General features: G+C 64.0%; 17 protein-coding genes and 1 pseudogene. 8 read left to right on the forward strand and 10 right to left on the reverse strand.

All coding sequences use genetic code 11. From position 1 onward, the window contains the following. Complete coding sequence (gene rnhA / locus QQK95_RS07500) at positions 1–534, forward strand: ribonuclease HI (RefSeq protein ID WP_284270499.1); 534 nt, start codon at positions 1–3, stop codon at positions 532–534. A 145-nt stretch (positions 535–679) separates the two neighbouring features. Next, positions 680–991 (forward strand): annotated as a pseudogene (locus tag QQK95_RS07505) (histidine phosphatase family protein); the annotation flags it as partial. A gap of 173 nt (positions 992–1,164) precedes the next feature. Here QQK95_RS07505 and QQK95_RS07510 read toward each other — a convergent pair. The 3 genes from QQK95_RS07510 to QQK95_RS07520 all read right to left on the reverse strand — a co-directional run bounded on the left by QQK95_RS07510 (position 1,165) and on the right by QQK95_RS07520 (position 3,108). Then, positions 1,165–1,641, reverse strand: coding sequence for a DUF2938 domain-containing protein (locus QQK95_RS07510; protein WP_284270501.1), 477 nt, complete (start codon positions 1,639–1,641; stop codon positions 1,165–1,167). 94 nt (positions 1,642–1,735) lie between these two features. Next, positions 1,736–2,218, reverse strand: a complete 483-nt coding sequence (locus QQK95_RS07515; RefSeq protein ID WP_199650272.1) for a peroxiredoxin — start codon at positions 2,216–2,218, stop codon at positions 1,736–1,738. An 83-nt stretch (positions 2,219–2,301) separates the two neighbouring features. After that, entirely contained in the window at positions 2,302–3,108 is an 807-nt protein-coding gene (locus tag QQK95_RS07520) for a protein-disulfide reductase DsbD domain-containing protein (protein WP_284270504.1), read from the reverse strand. Between the two features lie 171 nt (positions 3,109–3,279). Between QQK95_RS07520 and QQK95_RS07525 the strand changes: the two genes are divergently transcribed. Then, the gene (locus QQK95_RS07525) at positions 3,280–3,888 is read left to right on the forward strand and encodes a YqgE/AlgH family protein (protein WP_027046619.1); all 609 of its coding nucleotides are present in this window, start codon (positions 3,280–3,282) and stop codon (positions 3,886–3,888) included. A gap of 176 nt (positions 3,889–4,064) precedes the next feature. Here the strand turns inward: QQK95_RS07525 and QQK95_RS07530 are convergent, their stop codons facing one another. The 4 genes from QQK95_RS07530 to thrC are packed head-to-tail and all read right to left on the reverse strand — an operon-like array spanning position 4,065 to position 10,272. Then, on the reverse strand, positions 4,065–6,953 hold the full coding sequence (locus QQK95_RS07530; protein WP_284270509.1) for an EAL domain-containing protein: 2,889 nt from the start codon (positions 6,951–6,953) through the stop codon (positions 4,065–4,067). 3 nt (positions 6,954–6,956) lie between these two features. Continuing rightward, positions 6,957–7,553, reverse strand: a complete 597-nt coding sequence (locus QQK95_RS07535; RefSeq protein WP_284270511.1) for a GNAT family N-acetyltransferase — start codon at positions 7,551–7,553, stop codon at positions 6,957–6,959. A gap of 14 nt (positions 7,554–7,567) precedes the next feature. Next, entirely contained in the window at positions 7,568–8,860 is a 1,293-nt protein-coding gene (locus QQK95_RS07540; RefSeq protein ID WP_010914907.1) for a M16 family metallopeptidase, read from the reverse strand. Positions 8,861–8,874: 14 nt separating this feature from the next. Next, the gene (gene thrC, locus QQK95_RS07545; protein ID WP_284270513.1) at positions 8,875–10,272 is read right to left on the reverse strand and encodes a threonine synthase; all 1,398 of its coding nucleotides are present in this window, start codon (positions 10,270–10,272) and stop codon (positions 8,875–8,877) included. 129 nt (positions 10,273–10,401) lie between these two features. Between thrC and QQK95_RS07550 the strand changes: the two genes are divergently transcribed. Beyond that, positions 10,402–11,130, forward strand: a complete 729-nt coding sequence (locus QQK95_RS07550; RefSeq protein WP_284270515.1) for a hypothetical protein — start codon at positions 10,402–10,404, stop codon at positions 11,128–11,130. Between the two features lie 40 nt (positions 11,131–11,170). Here the strand turns inward: QQK95_RS07550 and QQK95_RS07555 are convergent, their stop codons facing one another. Then, positions 11,171–11,860 carry an HAD family hydrolase gene (locus QQK95_RS07555; protein ID WP_284270517.1) on the reverse strand — a complete coding sequence of 230 codons (690 nt, stop codon included), beginning with the start codon at positions 11,858–11,860 and terminating at the stop codon, positions 11,171–11,173. Between the two features lie 176 nt (positions 11,861–12,036). On the opposite strand from QQK95_RS07555, the gene QQK95_RS07560 reads away from it, so the two are divergent. Further along, entirely contained in the window at positions 12,037–13,170 is a 1,134-nt protein-coding gene (locus tag QQK95_RS07560; protein WP_095771013.1) for a site-specific DNA-methyltransferase, read from the forward strand. 40 nt (positions 13,171–13,210) lie between these two features. Here QQK95_RS07560 and QQK95_RS07565 read toward each other — a convergent pair whose 3' ends face one another. Together QQK95_RS07565 and mutY are read right to left on the reverse strand one after the other, a co-directional pair. After that, on the reverse strand, positions 13,211–13,849 hold the full coding sequence (locus tag QQK95_RS07565; protein WP_284270522.1) for an HAD family hydrolase: 639 nt from the start codon (positions 13,847–13,849) through the stop codon (positions 13,211–13,213). Between the two features lie 10 nt (positions 13,850–13,859). Further along, entirely contained in the window at positions 13,860–14,978 is a 1,119-nt protein-coding gene (gene mutY / locus QQK95_RS07570) for an A/G-specific adenine glycosylase (RefSeq protein ID WP_284270524.1), read from the reverse strand. A gap of 55 nt (positions 14,979–15,033) precedes the next feature. On the opposite strand from mutY, the gene QQK95_RS07575 reads away from it, so the two are divergent. The 3 genes from QQK95_RS07575 to QQK95_RS07585 form a co-directional block, all read left to right on the forward strand. Next, positions 15,034–15,543, forward strand: a complete 510-nt coding sequence (locus QQK95_RS07575; RefSeq protein WP_284270526.1) for a DUF721 domain-containing protein — start codon at positions 15,034–15,036, stop codon at positions 15,541–15,543. A gap of 154 nt (positions 15,544–15,697) precedes the next feature. Next, positions 15,698–16,441, forward strand: coding sequence for a DsbA family protein (locus QQK95_RS07580; protein ID WP_202355287.1), 744 nt, complete (start codon positions 15,698–15,700; stop codon positions 16,439–16,441). Between the two features lie 117 nt (positions 16,442–16,558). Next, positions 16,559–18,439, forward strand: a 1,881-nt coding sequence (locus QQK95_RS07585; RefSeq protein ID WP_284270531.1) for a chromosome segregation SMC family protein, incomplete at its 3' end; no start/stop codon positions are given.

Below are 18,439 nucleotides of genomic sequence, written 5' to 3' on the forward strand. Positions count from 1 at the left end.
ATGAGCAAACAGGTTGAAATCTTCACCGACGGCGCCTGTTCGGGCAATCCCGGCCCTGGCGGCTGGGGCGCCATCCTGCGCTTCAACGGCACCACCAAGGAGCTTTCCGGCGGCGAGGCCGAAACGACCAACAACCGCATGGAACTGCTGGCGGCCATCTCGGCGTTGAACGCGCTGAAGGAGCCTTGCACCGTCGAACTGCACACCGACAGCAAATACGTCATGGACGGCATTTCCAAGTGGATCCATGGCTGGAAGAAGAACGGCTGGAAGACCGCCGACAAGAAGCCGGTCAAGAATGGCGAACTGTGGCAAGCGCTGGACGAAGCCAACCGGCGCCACAAGGTCACTTGGAACTGGGTCAAGGGCCATGCCGGCCATACCGAGAACGAGCGCGCCGACGAACTTGCGCGAGAAGGCATGGCGCCGTTCAAGAGGGGCTCCTTCAAGCCGGTGGCATCAGCGCCGAAGCCGGATGCTCAGCCGAAGCAGCCGGCGGCCACGAAAGCGCGTCGTTCGACCCAGAGCTATTGATGTCCGGCGGCCGGTCCTCTTCCAGGCAGGAACCTCGATCGTGCCGATCCTCTACTATGTCACGCATCCCCAGGTTCAGATCGATGCCGCCATTCCCGTGCCGCAATGGGGCCTGTCCGACATCGGGCGGGCGAGAACCTTTGCCATGCTCGATCAGCCATGGGTCCGTTCAGTCCGGCGCATCGTGTCGTCGGGCGAGCGCAAGGCAATGGAAACGGCCGAAATCCTGGCAAGCCATCTTCGCCTTGCGGTCGAGATCAGGGAGCGGATGCACGAGAATGACCGGTCCGCGACCGGCTTCCTGCCGCCGCCCGAGTTCGAAGCGGTCGCGGACCGGTTCTTCGCCAAACCGCATGAAAGCGCTCACGGATGGGAACGGACGATCGATGCGCAGCACCCCATCCTGAGCGAAGTCGCAGCCGTGCTCGACGGCGATGAGGGCGACGACATCGCTCTGGCCGGCCATGGAGGCGTTGGAACGCTTCTGCTGCTGTCTCTCAGCGGGCGGGAGATCGGCCGCGAAGCGGATCAACCGGCGGGCGGCGGCAACTTTTTTTGCCTACGATATCGGTACGCGGCGCGTCATCCATGGATGGCGGCCGATCGACAGGTTGGAGCAGCCCTAGACCCTCAGCGGATCAGCAGCGCCGTGCCCCAAAGCCCGAGCGCGAAGACCGTGTGCGAGACCAGGTTGAGCGCACGGATCCGCATCGGATTGGGCCGCTTCGAGGCCGCCCATCCGGCACCCATGCCGGGCGCCAGCAGGAACCAGCCGGCGCCGACGGTGACGATGCCGAGGATGAAGGCCGGCAGGAAGGTCGGCGCGGCGAGCCAGCCGGCGCCGGCCAGCACGACCAGGATGATGCCGTAGACGATACCGACGAAATAGTGAAACGCCCAGCCCAGCGCCGCTTCATGCGCGTAGGGTGCCGCGTCGCCGATATCATCGTGAAAGACCTTGTCGCCGAGGTGCCAGACCCAGCGGCCGACCGGTCCCCAGTTCGGCCGTGGCTGGCCGAACGCCTTGTGAAGCAGGATCGCCCAGAGATCCATCAGCACCGTCGCGCCGATGCCGATCGCGACAGCGCGCCATAAGACGTCAAACATCGGTGCGATCCCCCCGAAAGCGGCAGTTCTGGAGTGCAAGCGGTCGACGGGGCGAGGCCGGCCGCGGGGCCGCGCCCGACGCGACCGTTGAAGCTCAGAGCTGACCGAGAATATGAGCCGCGCCCGACTCGTCGACGCCGGGCTTGGTCTCGACATTGAGCGCGGTGACCTTGCCGTCGTCGACGATCATCGAGAACCGCTTCGAGCGCAGCCCCATGCCGCCTGCGGAAAGGTCGTTGTCGAGGCCGACCGCCTTGGCGAAATCACCACTGCCGTCGGCCAGGAACAGGATCTTGTCCTCACCGCCGGTGAAACGCGCCCAGGCACCCATGACATGGACATCGTTGACCGAAACGACGGCGATGGTGTCGACGCCGCGGGCCAGGATGGCGTCGTGGTTCTCGAGATAGCCGGGCAGATGGTTGTTGCTGCAGGTCGGCGTGAAGGCGCCGGGAACACCGAACAGAACCACTTTCTTGCCCGAGAAAATCTCGGCCGAGGTGATCGCCTTGGCGCCGTCGGCGGTCATCGTCTTGAAGGTCGCTTCGGGCAGCTTGTCGCCAACGGAAATGGTCATGAGTTCCTCGCTTGGGGGATGGGAAGGATGCGTGCTTGCGTAGCGAACTCGGCGGCGTCCTGCAACCGTTCGGGCAAGCTGGATCAAGGGAAAGGCAGCAGTCCTTCGACCGCGCCGGCCGAACTCGTCAGCGTGTAGTGAAGTCCGCCATCCGTTGGCGTTGCCGAGGGGCGGTCGAGGATCGGCACGGTGAAGATCAGCTTGCCGTCCTTTTCGCTGCGGGAAGGGGTGCCGAACATGTAGTCCCGCTCGCCGGCGACGAAGAAATCCGCCGCCTCGGGGTCACCGGGAAAACTCGCCTCGACAACCAGCGTCTCATGATCGCCCGGCAGGACATTGATGCCGAAATCCGATCTCGCGGGCGCCGGCAACGCCGCGAAACTCGCCTTCACCAGGGCTGCATCGTCCGCATTGTCGGGGTCGGAACCAGGGTCGACCGTCAGCCGCGTCTGCACCGGTATGCAGATGGTTTCGCAAATGCCGAGGAAGACGTCGGCGTCTATGACGGCTGAATCCTTCGCGGCCGACAAGGTGAACACCACCGGCAGCGAGACGGGATAATTATAGCCTGCCCATTTGCCATAACCGTCATCGTGGCGTTGGGGTGCCGGAAACGAGAGTGTGGCATCGGCAATATTGGTGCTGGCCGAAACATTGAGCTGCGGCGGCACGCCGGCGTCGCCCGGATCGCGCCAATAGGTCTTCCAGCCCGGCTTGAGCGCAATGTCGAGAACGCCCTGGATGCGGCCGGCTCCGTCGGGTTTGCCTGATGTCACCAGCCGCACCTTGCCCCCTTCGCTATTGTACCAGGCGGACGAGGAGGCGAAGGCGGGGAGAATGCTCGCCGATCCGATGGCGGCGCCGAGCAGCAGTATTTTCAAGCTTTGCATGGCGGTGATTTGATCGTCCGTTCGTGGCGAGGCAATGATTTCATGGCCCGACCGGTATCATATTTGCGTGACCCCCAGTGGCAAGCCATGCTGGCCTGGCACCATGGGCTTTGGTCGAATCCGGCGCGGCGCATCTTTTCGGCGCCCGGGAAACACGGTACCCTCCCTGTCATGGACTTGTTGCGCCACAAGAAGACGGCCGCCGGACGCGGCTTTCTCGACGATCAGTTCCTGATTGCCATGCCCGGCATGAAGGACGACCGTTTCACGCGCTCGGTCATCTACATCTGCGCGCACAGCGATGAAGGCGCGATGGGCCTGATAATCAACCAGACACAGCAGATGCTGTTTCCGGATCTGTTGGTGCAGCTTGGCATCATGAACGAGCAGGAGGCGATCCGCCTGCCGGCGCAGGCGCGCGATTTCGTCGTGCGCAATGGCGGGCCTGTCGATCGCAGCCGGGGCTTCGTCCTGCATTCGGGCGACTACCGCGTGGAATCGTCGCTGACCGTTTCCGACGATATCTGCCTGACCGCGACGGTCGACATTTTGCGCGCCATATCGTCGGGCCGCGGCCCGCGTCACGCGCTGATGGCGCTCGGCTATTCCGGCTGGGGCGCCGGTCAACTGGAAACCGAGATCGCCGAGAATGGCTGGCTGACCTGTCCCGCCAGTCCCGAGCTTCTCTTCGACGCCGACATCGAGCGCAAATACGATCGCATCCTCGCCTCGATCGGCATCGATCTGGCGCATCTCAGCCTGGCCGCCGGACACGCCTGACCCATCACGCCGACGCAGAGGCCGTTTCGAAACTCGCTCATGCGAGTCATATGATGGTGATTTCGAGAACCGGAGCGGAGCGTACTTAAGGTACGCGAGCACCGGAAGCGCAGAAAGCGCCGGAAGCGCAGAAAGCGCCGTCAGATGGCCGCAGGAGTAGAGTTTCCAAACGGCCTCTAAGCCTGCGTCAGCGGATACTGCTCCTTCAACGTCTTCAGCACCTGGTCGCCCGGCATCGGCGCGCCGAACATAAAACTCTGCACATATTCGCAGCCCATCTGGCGCAATTCCAGCGCATCGCGTTCGTCCGAGATGCCCTCGGCGACCACCGAGAGGCCGAGCTCATGCGCCATATTGACCATGGATTTGAGCAGCACCGCTCGCTTGGGTGTGTTGTCGTCGACAAAGCTCTTGTCGATCTTGATCGTGTCGAACGGGAAGCGCGTCAGATAGGCGAGCGAGGAATAGCCCGTGCCGAAATCGTCCAGCGACAGGCCGATGCCGAGCTGCTTCAGCTTGGTCAGCACATGCGCGGTCTGCTCGGGGTTGTCCATGACCAGGGACTCGGTAAGCTCGAGCCGGAAGCAGCGCGGCTTCAGATTGGCTCGCGCGATGACCGAGCGGACATCGCTGACCAGGTCGCGGCGGATGAGCTGGCGGCTGGACAGATTGACCGAGACCGACAGCGGTGCGTCGCCGATCTGCTTTTGCCATCCTGCCAGGTCCTCGGCCGCCTGCTGCATGGCAAACAGCCCTAGCTGCACGATCAGCCCGCAGCTTTCGGCGACCGGAATGAAATCCGCCGGCGGGATCATGCCACGGCGCGGATGGTCCCAGCGTAGCAAGGCCTCGAAGCCGGCGACGCTGCCGTCCTCCAGGCGCACGATCGGCTGGTAGGCAAGGGTGAATTCGCGCCGCTCGATGGCGCGCCGCAGGTCGGATTCGAACTGCAGCCGGTCGGTGCCGACGGTGCGGAAAGCCGGGCGGAACGGCTCGATCCGGTCGCCGCCGAAACGCTTGGCCTGGTGCATGGCAAGCTCGGCGTCCTTGACCATGTCCTCGGCCGAAGTCTGCGCCGAGGTCCAGGTGATCAGGCCGATCGAGGCGGTCAGCACGATCTCGCGCTTGGCGAAGGTGATCGGGTTGTTGATCGCGTGCTTGATGGCGTCCGCCACGCCGGCGATGCGGGCAGGGTCCTGTTCGGACAACAGCATCAGCGCGAACTGGTCGCCGGCAAAGCGCGACAGCGAATCCTTCGGCTTCAACAGCCGGTGCAGGCGCCGGGCGATGGTGAGCAGGATGGTGTCGCCGGCCGAGATGCCGAGCCCGTCATTGACCTGCTTGAAGCGGTCTATGTCGATGACGAAGACGGTCGGACGCACCTTCTCTTCGGTGCGGGCGATCGAGATGATCGCTTCCAGCCGGTTCATGTACAGTTCGCGGTTCGGCAGCCCGGTCAGATTGTCGTGCACGGCGTCGTGCAGCAGCCGCTCCTCGGACTTCTTCTGCTCGGTAACGTCGACCATGGTGCCGACGCAGCGGATGACCTCGCCGTCCGATCCGATGACCGGCCGCGCCCGCAACGCGAACCAGTGATAGTGCCCGTCGGCGCCGCGCAGGCGGAAATTCTGTGCCACCCGGCCACGACGGTGCTCCAGCACCACGTCGAGCGTCGTGCGGAACGTGTCGCGATCGTCGGCATGCAGCACCGGCAGCCAGTTGCGCGCAGCGCCCCCCAGGCTGTTGGGCGCCAGGCCGAGCTGGATGCTGACATCGGGCTTGGTGACGACGCGGTCGCGCAGAACGTCCCAGTCCCACACCGTGTCGCCCGATCCGGCCACCGCCAGCGCCTGGCGTTCGAGGTCGGAGAACAGCCCCTGATGCAGCGCGCCGCCGGCAAAGGCGTGCTGCATGACGGTGAAGCCGATGAGCAGAATGATCAGGATCAGCCCGCCGCCGAGCGCCGGCTGGGCGATGTCATTGTCGAGCATGCCGGTGATCGCCATCCACGACCCGCATAGCCACAACAGCACCATGACCCAACTGGGCACCAGCATGATGGCGCGGTCATAGCCGCGTATCCCGAGGAAGATGATCAGGCCGAGCCCGGTCAGCGCGGTTGCCGCAAAGGAGATGCGGGCGATGCCGGCGGCCACCGCCGGATCGACGATGGCGACGCCGGCAATCAGCACCAGTCCGAGGATCCAGACCAGCGCGCCATAGCTGAAATGGCCGTGCCAGCGGTTGAGGTTGAGATAGGCGAACAGGAACACCACGAAGGTCGCCGCCAGCGCCACCTCCGTTCCCGCCCGCCACATCTGCTCATTGCCGGGCGAGATCTCGATGACCTTGTTGAGGAAGCCGAAATCGACGCAGATATAGGCAAGCACCGCCCAGGCAAGGGCTGCGGTCGCCGGGAACATCGAGGTCCCCTTGACCACGAAGAGGATGGTCAGGAACAGCGCCAGAAGGCCCGCAATGCCGATGACGATGCCGCGAAACAGCGTGTAGGAGTTGACCGAGTCCTTGTAGGCCTCCGGCTCCCACAGATAGACCTGCGGCAGCTTGGGCGAAGCGAGCTCGGCGATGAAGGTGATCACCGTTCCCGGGTTCAGCGTCACCCGGAACACATCGGCGTCAGGACTGGTCTGGCGGTCGAGCGCGAAGCCCTCGCTGGGCGTGATCGCGGCAATGCGGGTGGCGCCGAGATCGGGCCAGAAGATGCCGGAATTGACCAGCCGGAAATGCGGCGCCACGATCAGCCGGTCAAGCTGCTGGTCGGTGGTGTTGGCCAGTGCGAACACCGCCCAGTCGCCGGTCGAACGCGCGTCATTGGCCTCGACCTCGATGCGCCGCACGATGCCGTCCGGCCCGGGCGCGGTCGACACCTGGAAGTTTTCGCCCTGGTTGCGGTAGATCTCGAAGGCACGCGACAGGTCGAGCGCGACATCGTCGCGGGCAATCTTGATCGGTTCGACGGCAAAGGCCGACGAAGCCGCGCACAGCGTCAGGATTGCCGCGAGGACAAAGGCGAACAGCGGCCCGTTTCGCAGGAAATTCGTCAAAAATCAGTCCTTCGTTCCTGCGTCCAGCGGATCGTCCGCGATCCGGGCGTAGAGATAGTGGTCCTGCCAGATGCCGTTGATCCTGAGATAGGATCTTAACAGTCCTTCGCGCCGGAATCCGGCTTTTTCAAGCACGCGGATCGACCTGATATTGTCGGGAATACAGGCCGCTTCGATCCGGTGCAACCTCAGCGTATCGAAGGCGAAGCGGGCCACGACCTTGACCGCGTCGGTCATCAGGCCGCGACCGCCGAAGCGCTCGCCGATCCAGTAGCCGACATGGCCGCTCTGCGAGACACCGTGGCGTATGTTGCCGAGCGTGATGCCGCCAGCCAGCTTGCCGCTCGACTTCTCGAAGATGAAGAAGGCGATCGCGGTTCCCTGTGCATAGTCCTCGCGGTAGCGGCTGATGCGCAGGCGCCACGCCGTGCGGTCGAGTTCATCGGGGGTCCAGCGCGGCTCCCACGGCTCCAGGAACGCCCGGCTTTCGCCGCGCAGCGTCGACCATTCCCGGAAGTCATTGGTGAATGGCACGCGCAACGTGACGAGGTTGCCCTTCAGCGCCGGCAGGTCACGGCGAAAGAAAGGGAGCGCGAACACGACGCTTTGGGGACTTAGACGGCGAGCCTGCGGGCCGTGGTCTGCGTACCCGGAAGCGAATCGAGGATCGCCTCATATGGTGCCAGCGTACCCACGGGCCCGACAGCGGTAAGCGTCGGCTTGGTCGAGAACATCCGCGACGACAGGTCGGTCAGCCGCTCCACCGTCAGCGCCGACAGGCGCTCCATCAATTCCTCCTTGGCGATCGGCCTGCCGAACAAGAGCAGCTGCCTTGCGATCTGCGAGGCGCGGCTGGCCGGGCTTTCGGCGGACATGATCAGTCCGGCGCGATACTGGGCGCGCGCGCGGTCGAGTTCTTCCTGCAGGATGTTCTCGCCGGCCTTCTGCAACTCGTCGATGATGACAGGCACGAGTTCGGCGATGTCGCTCTGGCCCGTCGCGGCGTGGACGCCGAAGATGCCGGTGTCGGAAAAGCCCCAATGGAAGGCATAGACCGAATAACACAGGCCGCGTTTCTCACGGACTTCCTGGAACAGGCGCGATGACATGCCGCCGCCGAGGATCATCGACAGCACCTGCGAGGCGTAGAAGTCGCGCACATGGTAGGCGCGGCCCTCGAAGCCCAGCACGATCTGTGCATCCATCAGGTCGCGGTCCTCGCGGAAATCGCCGCCGACATATTGCGCATATTGCGGGATGGTGCTGTCGGCCTTGCTGCGGAAGCCGCCGAGCTGCTTCTCCACCTCGCGCACGAAATTGTCGTGCTTGATGTCGCCGGCAGCCACGATCACCATCCGCTCGGCGCCATATTGGCGCTCGATGAAATCGTGCAGCTGCTTGGAGGTGAAGGATTTGACGGTGTCCGGCGTGCCCAGGATCGAGCGGCCGATGGTCTGGTGGCGAAAGGCCGTCTCGGTGAAACGGTCGAAGACGATATCGTCTGGCGTATCGTGCGCGGCGCCGATCTCCTGCAGGATGACATGCTGCTCGCGCTCGAGCTCCTGCGGGTCGAATTCGGACTCCTGCAGGATGTCGGCAAGGATGTCGACGGCCAGCGGCACGTCATCGCTGAGAACCCTGGCGTAGTAGGAGGTGGTCTCGACACTGGTGGCGGCGTTGATCTCGCCGCCGACATCCTCGATCTCCGAGGCGATTTCGAAGGCCGTCCGCCGCTTCGTGCCCTTGAACGCCATGTGCTCGAGCAGATGGGCCATGCCATGCTCTTCGTCACGTTCATTGCGGGCGCCGGACTTGACCCAGGCACCCAAGGCAACCGATTCGATACTTGGAAGGGTTTCGGTGGCGACTGTCAGGCCGTTCGACAGACGGCTTACCTCAACACCCATATGGTTCGTACTCCCTAACGCGCCGCCCGCGCGCGGCGGCTGACGTAATCTTCCACCATTTTCAGGTCGGATGGAAGTACCGTGTATTTTTCCTCAAATGTCATCAATCCGCCTAGCCATGCGGGCAGGGCCGGCGAGACGCCGCTGGCGGCCTCGACGGCGGCCGGAAATTTGGCCGGATGGGCGGTGCCCAGCACCACCATGGGCACGGCGCCCGATGCCTTTCCGGCCGCGACATGCATGGCCGCGGCTGTGTGTGGATCCAGCAGGTAATCGCTGGCCGCAAGCGTCGAACGGATGGTGGCGGCGACCTCGTCCATGGTGGCGCGGCCGGCGTCGAATTCGGATCGCATCCCATTGATTTCGCGGGCTTCTATGGTGAAGGCGCCGGACTGCTTCAGGCCGTCCATGTAGCGCCGCACGGTCGCCGAGTCGCGGTTGGAGGCCTCGAACAGCAGGCGTTCGAAATTCGACGAAACCTGGATGTCCATCGAAGGCGAGGTGGTGGCAAAGACACCCTTGGTACGGTATTCGCCGGTCGCGAAAGTGCGGGCCAATATGTCGTTGTCGTTGGTGGCGATGACCAGCCGTTCGATCGGCAGGCCCATCTTCTTGGCGGCGTAGCCGGCGAAGATATCGCCGAAATTGCCGGTCGGCACGGTGAAGGACACCGGCCTGTCCGGCGCGCCGAGCGACAGGGCCGAGGAGAAATAATAGACGATCTGGGCCATGATGCGGGCCCAGTTGATCGAATTGACCCCCGACAACGCCACCCGGTCTCGGAAGAGGTGGTCGTTGAACATGTCCTTGAGCAGGCCCTGGCAGTCGTCGAAATTGCCTTCGATCGCCAGTGCGTGGACGTTCTCGGCCTTCGACGTCGTCATCTGGCGCTGCTGCACCGGCGAAACGCGGCCATGCGGGAACAGGATGAAGATGTCGGTGCGGCTGCGCCCGGCAAAGGCGTCGATCGCCGCGCCGCCCGTGTCGCCTGACGTGGCGCCGACGATGGTGGCATGCTGGTCGCGTTCGGCAAGCACATGGTCCATCAGCCGGGCGAGCAGCTGCATCGCCACATCCTTGAATGCCAGCGTCGGCCCATGGAAGAGTTCGAGGACAAACGTGTTGGGGCCGGTCTGGACAAGTGGGCAGACCGCCGCGTGACGGAAGGTGGCATAGGCTTCGCGCACCAGGCGTTCGAAGACCGGCGCCGGGATTTCGCCGCCAAGGAACGGCGACAGCACACGGATCGCGAGATCAGGATAGGCAAGGCCGCGCATGGCGCGGATCTCGGAAGCTGAAAACCGCGGCCACTCGCGCGGCACGTAAAGCCCACCGTCGCGCGCCAGCCCCGCCAGCACCGCATCGGAAAATCCAAGCGCGGGTGCTTCGCCGCGCGTACTCACATATTGCATGTCTCAGTCCCGTTGCCGCTTGGCGTTTCCGTTCACCACAAGGTGGTTAATTTCTGTGCCGGCTCCAGTCGCATTTTTGCCGCGGCGTTGATATACGTCACCAGCTTTACGAGAGGGAAGTGCAGTTTCATGGCGTTTCGTACATCAAGTGGCCGCTTTTTGGCGGGTCTTGCGCTCACCGGCTTTATGCTCGCCGCCGCCGGCTGCCAATCGGGCGACAATGGCATCCTTAACCTTGGTTTCGGCAAGAAGGACCCGGCGGCGCCACCGCCGCCGCAAGATCCCAAGATTCTGGCCAGCCAGTTGAATGCCTATTGCCCGCGGGTGACGGTCCGCGACGGTACGGCCTTTTTCAACACCTATGCCAACGAGGTCAAGAAGGCCAAGCCGAAGCTCAAGAAGACCGGCGACGCCGCCGCGGATGCCGCGGCCCAGGCCGCGGCTGACGCCGCCGCTGCAACGCCGCCGGATGATTCCGCGAGGATCATTTACCAGGCGTCGATTTCCGACGTGACCCGCGATTGCAGCCGTGCCGACGGACAGCTGACGATGAAGATCGCGGTCGCCGGCAAGATCGTGCCGGGACCGAAATTTACGCCTGGCACCATCACCATGCCGATCCGCACCGCGGTGATGCACGGCACCGACGTGCTCTATTCGCAGATCCACCAGTATCAGGTCCAGGTCACCGATCCGTCGGTCGCTACCCAGTTCGTCTTCACCGATTCCAATGTCGTCGTGCCGGCGCCGACGGCGCAGGATTATCAGGCCTATGCCGGCTATGACGAAACCGCGCCGAAGGCGACGACCGACAAGCCGAAGAAGACTCACAGGAAGAAGGCCGCCGCGACGAACTGAGCGGTCATCGACATAGCGTGCGTCCGGCCGGGCGCGCGTCTCAGGCGTCAGCCGACCATTCCGATAGCGCCGCGATCACGCTTTTCAGCTCTGCCCAGCGGCGGATCACCGTTTCGGCGCCGGCCTCGCTCAGCGCGTCGGCATGGCCGGGATAGCTGTGGCTGGCGCCGGTGAAGCCGATCACCCGCATGCCGGCTGCCCTGGCGCCGGCGACGCCGTGCACGGAATCCTCGATGACGAAGGTATTCGCCGGCTTCGCGCCGAGTTTTTCTGCCGCGAACAGGAACACGTCCGGCGCCGGCTTGGTCTTTTTGCTCGGTATTTCCAGCGCCGAAAAAATGCGGCCGGCGAAAAACGGCAGCAGATGCACCTTCTCCAGCATGAATTCTATCCGCTCCGAGCGTGAGTTGGAGCAGATACAGCGCTGCGTCGTGACCGAGGCGACAGCTTCGCGCACGCCTTCAATGGCACGCACGTCGCTGCGCAGTTTGCGGTCGACGAGCTCTTCGGCGCGGTCGATCAGCGACGCCTGGAACGGGATTTTGGACTTCTCCTCGATCCGCATCAGTATGTCCTTGAACGTCAGGCCCGCATAGCTCTCGGCAATCTCCTCGGCCGAGATTTCATATCCGGCGAGCGTTATCAGCTCGGCCTCGATCCGCGCGGCGATGATTTCGGAATCGACGAGCACGCCGTCGCAATCGAAGATGACAAGGTCTGGCTGGGGCATGGTGATCCGGACAAAGGGAGGATGAAGTGGCCGTGGCGGCCTCGGGCGGCGCGGCATACACCAATGGCCCGGCCTTCGCAAACCTGGCAGGCCTATCCGCGAGCCTTCACCGAATATTTACGCTGATCGGTAACCATAACGGGGAGTAAACAGTAACGCGTGCCTTGGGTGTAAAAATGTCTGCCGTGCGTCTTCTCCACGAGTTGTCCCACGCTCCCCAGCAATCCGAATGGCTGGACACGATCCTCAAGGGCGACTGCGTCGCGGCCCTCGACCGCCTGCCGGAAAAATCGGTCGACGTCATCTTCGCCGATCCACCCTACAATCTGCAGCTCGACGGCGATCTGCACCGGCCCGACCAGTCGAAGGTCGACGCGGTCGACGATCACTGGGACCAGTTCGAGAATTTCGAGGCCTACGATGCCTTCACCCGCGCCTGGCTTTTGGCGGCGCGCCGGGTGCTGAAGCCCAACGGCACCATCTGGGTCATCGGCTCCTATCACAACATCTTCCGCGTCGGCGCCAAGATGCAGGATCTGGGCTTCTGGATCCTCAACGACGTGGTCTGGCGCAAGACCAATCCGATGCCGAATTTCCGCGGCCGCCGTTTCCAGAACGCGCATGAGACGATGATCTGGGCTTCCCGGGACCAGAAGGGCAAGGGCTACACCTTCAACTATGAGGCGCTGAAGGCATCGAACGACGACATCCAGATGCGTTCCGACTGGCTGTTCCCGATCTGCACCGGCGGCGAGCGGCTGAAGAACGACAATGGCGACAAGCTGCACCCGACACAGAAGCCGGAGGCGTTGCTCGCCCGCATCATGATGGCCTCGACCAAGCCGGGCGACATCGTGCTCGATCCCTTCTTCGGCTCCGGCACGACAGGTGCGGTCGCCAAACGCCTCGGCCGCCATTTCGTCGGCATAGAGCGCGAGCAGGCCTATATAGACGCCGCAAACGAGCGTATCGATGCGGTGCGGCCGCTGGAAGATGCCGATTTGACGGTGTTGACCGGCAAGCGCGCCGAGCCGCGCGTCGCCTTCGTCAGCCTGATCGACACCGGATTGATGACCCCGGGCGCCACGCTTTATGACGCCAAGAAGCGCTGGGCGGCCAAGGTGCGCGCCGACGGCACGGTGGCGATCGGCGACAGCGCCGGATCGATCCACAAGATCGGCGCCGAAGTGCAGGGGCTGGATGCCTGCAATGGCTGGACCTTCTGGCACTATGAGCGCAGCGGCGGGCTGACCCCGATCGACGAACTGCGCCGCATTGCCCGTCTCGGCATGGAACGGGCAGGGGGCTGAGCCCCTGCCGAATTATCGCATATCGCGTTGAATCAGAATCTCAGCGGATCGTCGCAAGCGATTCAGATCGCGCCTTGATTCCAAAGCGTGCAAGATCTGCTTCAAGCGTCCGGGCATCGGTGAACAGCACCGCTTGCCAGCCAGCAGCCTTGGCGCCGTCGACATTCTTCTGGCTGTCGTCGATGAACAGCGTCGCCGAGGGTTCGAGCCCGAACGCAGCCACGTGATGGTCGTAAATGTCGCGATCCGGCTTGATCTTGCCGATCTCGCCGGAGATCGTGACGCCGCGCGGTCGATTGAGGAAATCGAAGCGCTCGCGGGCTTCCGCCAAGGTGTCGGACGCGAAGTTGGTCAACATGGTCACGTCGTGGCCGCTTTCGATCAGGCCAAGCATGATGGCGACGCTGTCGTCATAGGCGTGCGGCACCATGTCGTGCCAATGGCGGCGGAAATTGCGGATATTTTCCGCATGGCCGGGATAGTCCGCAATCAGTAGCGCCTCTGCCTCTTCCCAGCTCCGGCCGCGATCCTGCTCGATATTCCAGTCATGCGTGCAGACATTGTCGAAGAACCACTTTCTCTCTGCGGTATCGGGGATGAGGCGGCTGAACGGAATGTTCGGGTCGTAGTGGATCAGCACGCGGCCGATGTCGAAAACGATGTGGCGGATCTCGGTCATGAAGCCTCTTTCAATGCGGACGTTGCTTTTTCGTCGCGCCGGGTATCGCAGCCTCGATTGCCTTTTTCATGACAGTGGGCAGGGCCTCCCCGGAAATCTCCTGGGCATGCGACCAGAAATGCCCAGCCGGCGCATCACCTTTGATGTGGGCGTGAAAGACTTCGAGCTCGAGCGCGAAATGGGTGAAGACATGCGTGATTGTCCCGGCGCGTCGCCAGTCGCCGGGAAAGGGCGCCGCCGCCTGCGTGGTGGCTCCGTCCACCCGCGCCGTCCAGGCCGTCGTCGGCACCTCGGTCATGCCGCCGAGCAACCCCTTCTCCGGCCGTTTGCGCAGCAGAATGGCCCCGTCCTCACGCATGGCGACGAAAGCAGCGCCGCGTCGCTGTGGCTTGTCGGCTTTGGGCAGCCGCACCGGGAAGTTTTCGGGATCGCCTGAAACGACGGCGCTGCAGCTCTCGCGCAGCGGGCACAGCATGCAGCGCGGCCGGCGGGGGGGGCAGATCGTGGCGCCGAGATCCATCATCGCCTGGGCGAAATCGCCCGGTCTCGCCGCCGGCACCATGGCCTCGACATGAGCGCGTATCTCGGCCTTGGCTTCGCTGAGCGGCGTCGTGATCGAAAACAGCCTCGATATGACGCGTTCGACATTGCCGTCGACCACTGCGGCGGGGCGGTCGAAGGCGATCGCCGTGATCGCCGCCGAGGTGTAGGCGCCGATGCCGGGCAGGTCTCTCAAACCGGCCTCGGTGTCGGGAAACCGGCCGCCGCGCGCCGCCACCAGATCGGCGCAGGCCTTGAGGTTGCGGGCGCGGGAGTAATAGCCAAGCCCCGCCCAGGCCTTCATGACGTCCTCGGTCGGCGCCGCGGCCAGTGCCTCGACATCGGGCCATTTCTCGACAAAGGCGCGGAAATAGGATTTCACCGCCTCGACCGTGGTCTGCTGCAGCATGACTTCGGACAGCCAGATGCGGTAGGGGTCGGGCCGCACGCCGCTTGCATGCTCGCGCGGGCTCACCCGCCACGGCAACTCGCGATGATGCGCGTCGTACCATGCGAGCAGGCGCGACGCGGTATCGTCCGGCATTGCCTGGCGTGTCTGGGCCTTGCGGGTCTGGTCTGCTGGTGCCATTGATCGTGTATTGGCCTGGCCGGTAATCTGCTGGGGTGGTGGCTGGAGAACGTACATGGCAGGGAGAACGCCCTACGGCAATCCCGTCCCGGTGAGCGATCTTGCCACCAAAATCCTCGATCCGGTGCTGCGCAAGCGGGCAGGCATCTCGATTGGTCTCGTCCAGTCCTGGGAAGAGATCGCCGGACCGCGCCTGGCCAGCCGCTCACGGCCCGAGAAAATCCAATGGCCGCGCCGCCTGCATGAGGACGATCCGTTCGAGCCGGCGGTGCTGGTCATTGCATGCGAAGGCATGGCAGCACTTCATCTGCAGCACGAGACCGGCGAGATCATCAACCGGGTCAACGCTTTCCTCGGCTTTACGGCAATAGGCCGCATCAGGATCGTGCAAAAACCAGTGACGACGGACAAGGGACGGCCTAAACCGACCTTCAGGCCCTTGACGGCGGCGGAGCAGACCAAGTTGTCCAGTACGGTCGGGCTGATCGAGGATGACGGGCTGCGCGCCTCGCTGGAAAGGCTTGGCGCAACCATTTTGGGTGAAAGGAAGTCAAAAACCCCTTGAAGATAGTCATGGATTTGTCGTCAACATCTCGCATTCGTGATCACCTTTGTCAGGTTTCACGATTGGATTGGGGATGGAGATGCCTTAATTCGCGCCAACTCTCGCCTTTTCGTGCCTTTGCATTGCAAAATTCAACCCTTGTCAGGTGATTCGTATGAACCGTCCTCCGTTCGGCAAAAGTCTGTCTCGCAGAAACGTCCTGTCTTCGCTGGCCGCCATTCCGGCGGTGGCTCTGCTCGCCGCCTGCAGCGACTCCGGAGAACAGGCCAAGGCAGCGGATGTGAAGCCTGCGGATCCGGCCACCCCCGCGAAGCCGGCCACGCCGGCTGCCGCGAAGGTTCCCGAGTCCCAGGGCAATGTCGACATGGCGGAACTGCTGAAGCCGGGCGCACTGCCCGACAAGCAGCTCGGCAAGGATGACGCCAAGGTCACCATCGTCGAATATGCCTCGATGACCTGCCCGCATTGCGCGCATTTCGCCGAAACCACCTTCCCGGACCTGAAGACGAAGTACATCGACACCGGCAAGGCGCGCTATATCCTGCGCGAATTCCCGTTCGACCCGAGCGCGGAAGCCGGTTTCATGCTGGCGCGCTGCGCCAAGGATAACTATTTCCCGATGGTGGACGTGCTGTTCAGGCAGCAGGCGAACTGGGTTGGCGTGTCGAACACCAAGGATGCGCTGCTGCAAATCTCGAAGCTCGCCGGTTTTACACAGGAGTCCTTCGAGGCCTGCTTGACGGACCAGAAACTTCTGGACGATGTGAGATCGGTCCAGAAGCGCGGCGCCAATGAATTCAAGGTCGACTCGACGCCGACCTTCTTCATCAACGGTAAGACCTACAAAGGGGCGATGTCGATTGAGGAAATGTCGGCCATCATCGACCCTCTGCTCTGACGCTGGCTCAGCGCCGAAGCGGCAGCGCTTCGGCGTGCCCATCCATTTGCCTTGTCGCGGGCTCTATTCGCAAAACCACGGGGCACTTTTGCGGAACCCGCTTGCGGAGCGGCGCGAATGAGGTTTTCGCGCCTTCGCCTCCTCGGTTTCAAGTCCTTCGTCGAGCCCGGCGAGTTCGTCATCGAACGCGGCCTGACGGGTATTGTCGGGCCGAATGGCTGCGGCAAGTCGAACCTTGTCGAGGCGTTGCGCTGGGTGATGGGCGAAAGCTCCTACAAGAACATGCGCGCGTCCGGCATGGACGACGTCATCTTTTCCGGCTCAGGCACGCGGCCCGCCCGCAACACCGCCGAAGTCACGCTTTTTCTTGATAACAGTGATCGTTCGGCGCCCGCTGCCTTCAACGACGCCGACGAGTTGCAGGTGTCGCGCCGCATCGAGCGCGAGGCCGGCTCGCTCTACCGCATCAACGGCAAGGAAGCGCGCGCCAAGGATGTGCAACTCCTGTTTGCCGACCAGTCGACCGGCGCGCGCTCGCCCTCGATGGTCGGGCAGGGCCGTATTGGCGAACTGATCCAGGCCAAGCCGCAGGCGCGCCGCGCCCTCCTCGAAGAAGCGGCCGGCATTTCCGGCCTGCACACCCGCCGCCACGAGGCGGAACTTCGGCTGAAGGCGGCCGAACAGAATTTGGAACGCCTGGACGATGTCGTCGGCGAACTGGAAAGCCAGATCGAAAGCTTGAAGCGCCAGGCACGCCAGGCATCGCGCTTCAAGAACCTGTCGGCCGATATCCGCAAGGCCGAAGCGACATTGCTGCACCTGCGCTGGACGCTGGCCAAGACACAGGAAGGCGAGGCGCGCTCCGCGCTGGCTGTTGCCACGGCACTGGTCGGCGACCGTGCCGCCGCGCAGATGAACGCCGCCAAGGAGCAGGGTATCAGCGCTCATCGCCTGCCCGATCTGCGCGACGCGGAAGCTGCTGCCGCCGCCGCCTTCCAGCGCCTGTCGATCGCCAGGTCGCAGATCGAGGAGGAGGCCGGCCGCATTCGCAACCGCCAGGCCGAAATCGAGCGGCGCCTGCAGCAGCTCGACGGCGACATCGCCCGCGAGGAGCGGATGGTGCGCGACAATGCCGATGTCCTCGAACGCCTGCGTACCGAGGAAGCCACGCTGAATTCAGAGAACGCCGGCGCCGCCGACCGCGAGGCCACCACCCGCGCCGCGTTCGAACAGGCGGCATCGACACTCGCGCAAAGCGAGGCCAGGCTAGCCGCGCTGACCGCCGAACGGGCCGAGGCCGCCGCTTCGCGCCATCAGATCGAGCGCACGCTGCGCGAAACCGCCGAGCGCCGCGACCGCTTCGCCCGCCAGCTCGCCGAAGTCGACCGCGAATTGTCGGATATCCTCTCCAGGGTCGCCGGACTGCCGGATCCGGCCGAAAAGCGCGTTCTGGTCGAACAGGCCATGGCGCTGCTGGAAGAATCCGAGGCCGCCGTGGCGCAGGCCGAACAATCGGTCATCGATGCCCGCGCCGCCGAAAGCGCAGCCCGCCCGCCGCTTCAGGACGCCAGGGCCGAACTGGCGCGGATCGAGACGGAAGCGCGCACGCTGGCCAAGATCCTCAATGCCGCCAGTGGCGATCTATTCCCTTCAGTGCTGGAGCAGATCAGCGTCGAGCGTGGCTTCGAGACGGCGCTGGGTGCTGCGCTTGGCGAAGATCTCGACGTGCCGCTCGACCGCAGCGCGCCGGCGCATTGGGGCGAAAGCCAGATCCAGCCCGGCGACGCTGCCCTGCCGGAAGGCATCAAGAGCCTCGCCAGCGTGGTTCGCGCCCCGGCGCAGCTCGCCCGCCGCCTGGCGCAGATCGGCATCGTCGAGCCCGCGGACGGCCGCCGGCTGCAGGCGCTGCTTGCGCCCGGCCAAAGGCTGGTCAGCCGAGAAGGCGCGCTGTGGCGCTGGGACGGCCTGACCGCCAGCGCCGATGCGCCGACGGCCGCG

This window comes from Mesorhizobium huakuii (assembly GCF_030160235.1).
Lineage (GTDB): Bacteria > Pseudomonadota > Alphaproteobacteria > Rhizobiales > Rhizobiaceae > Mesorhizobium > Mesorhizobium huakuii.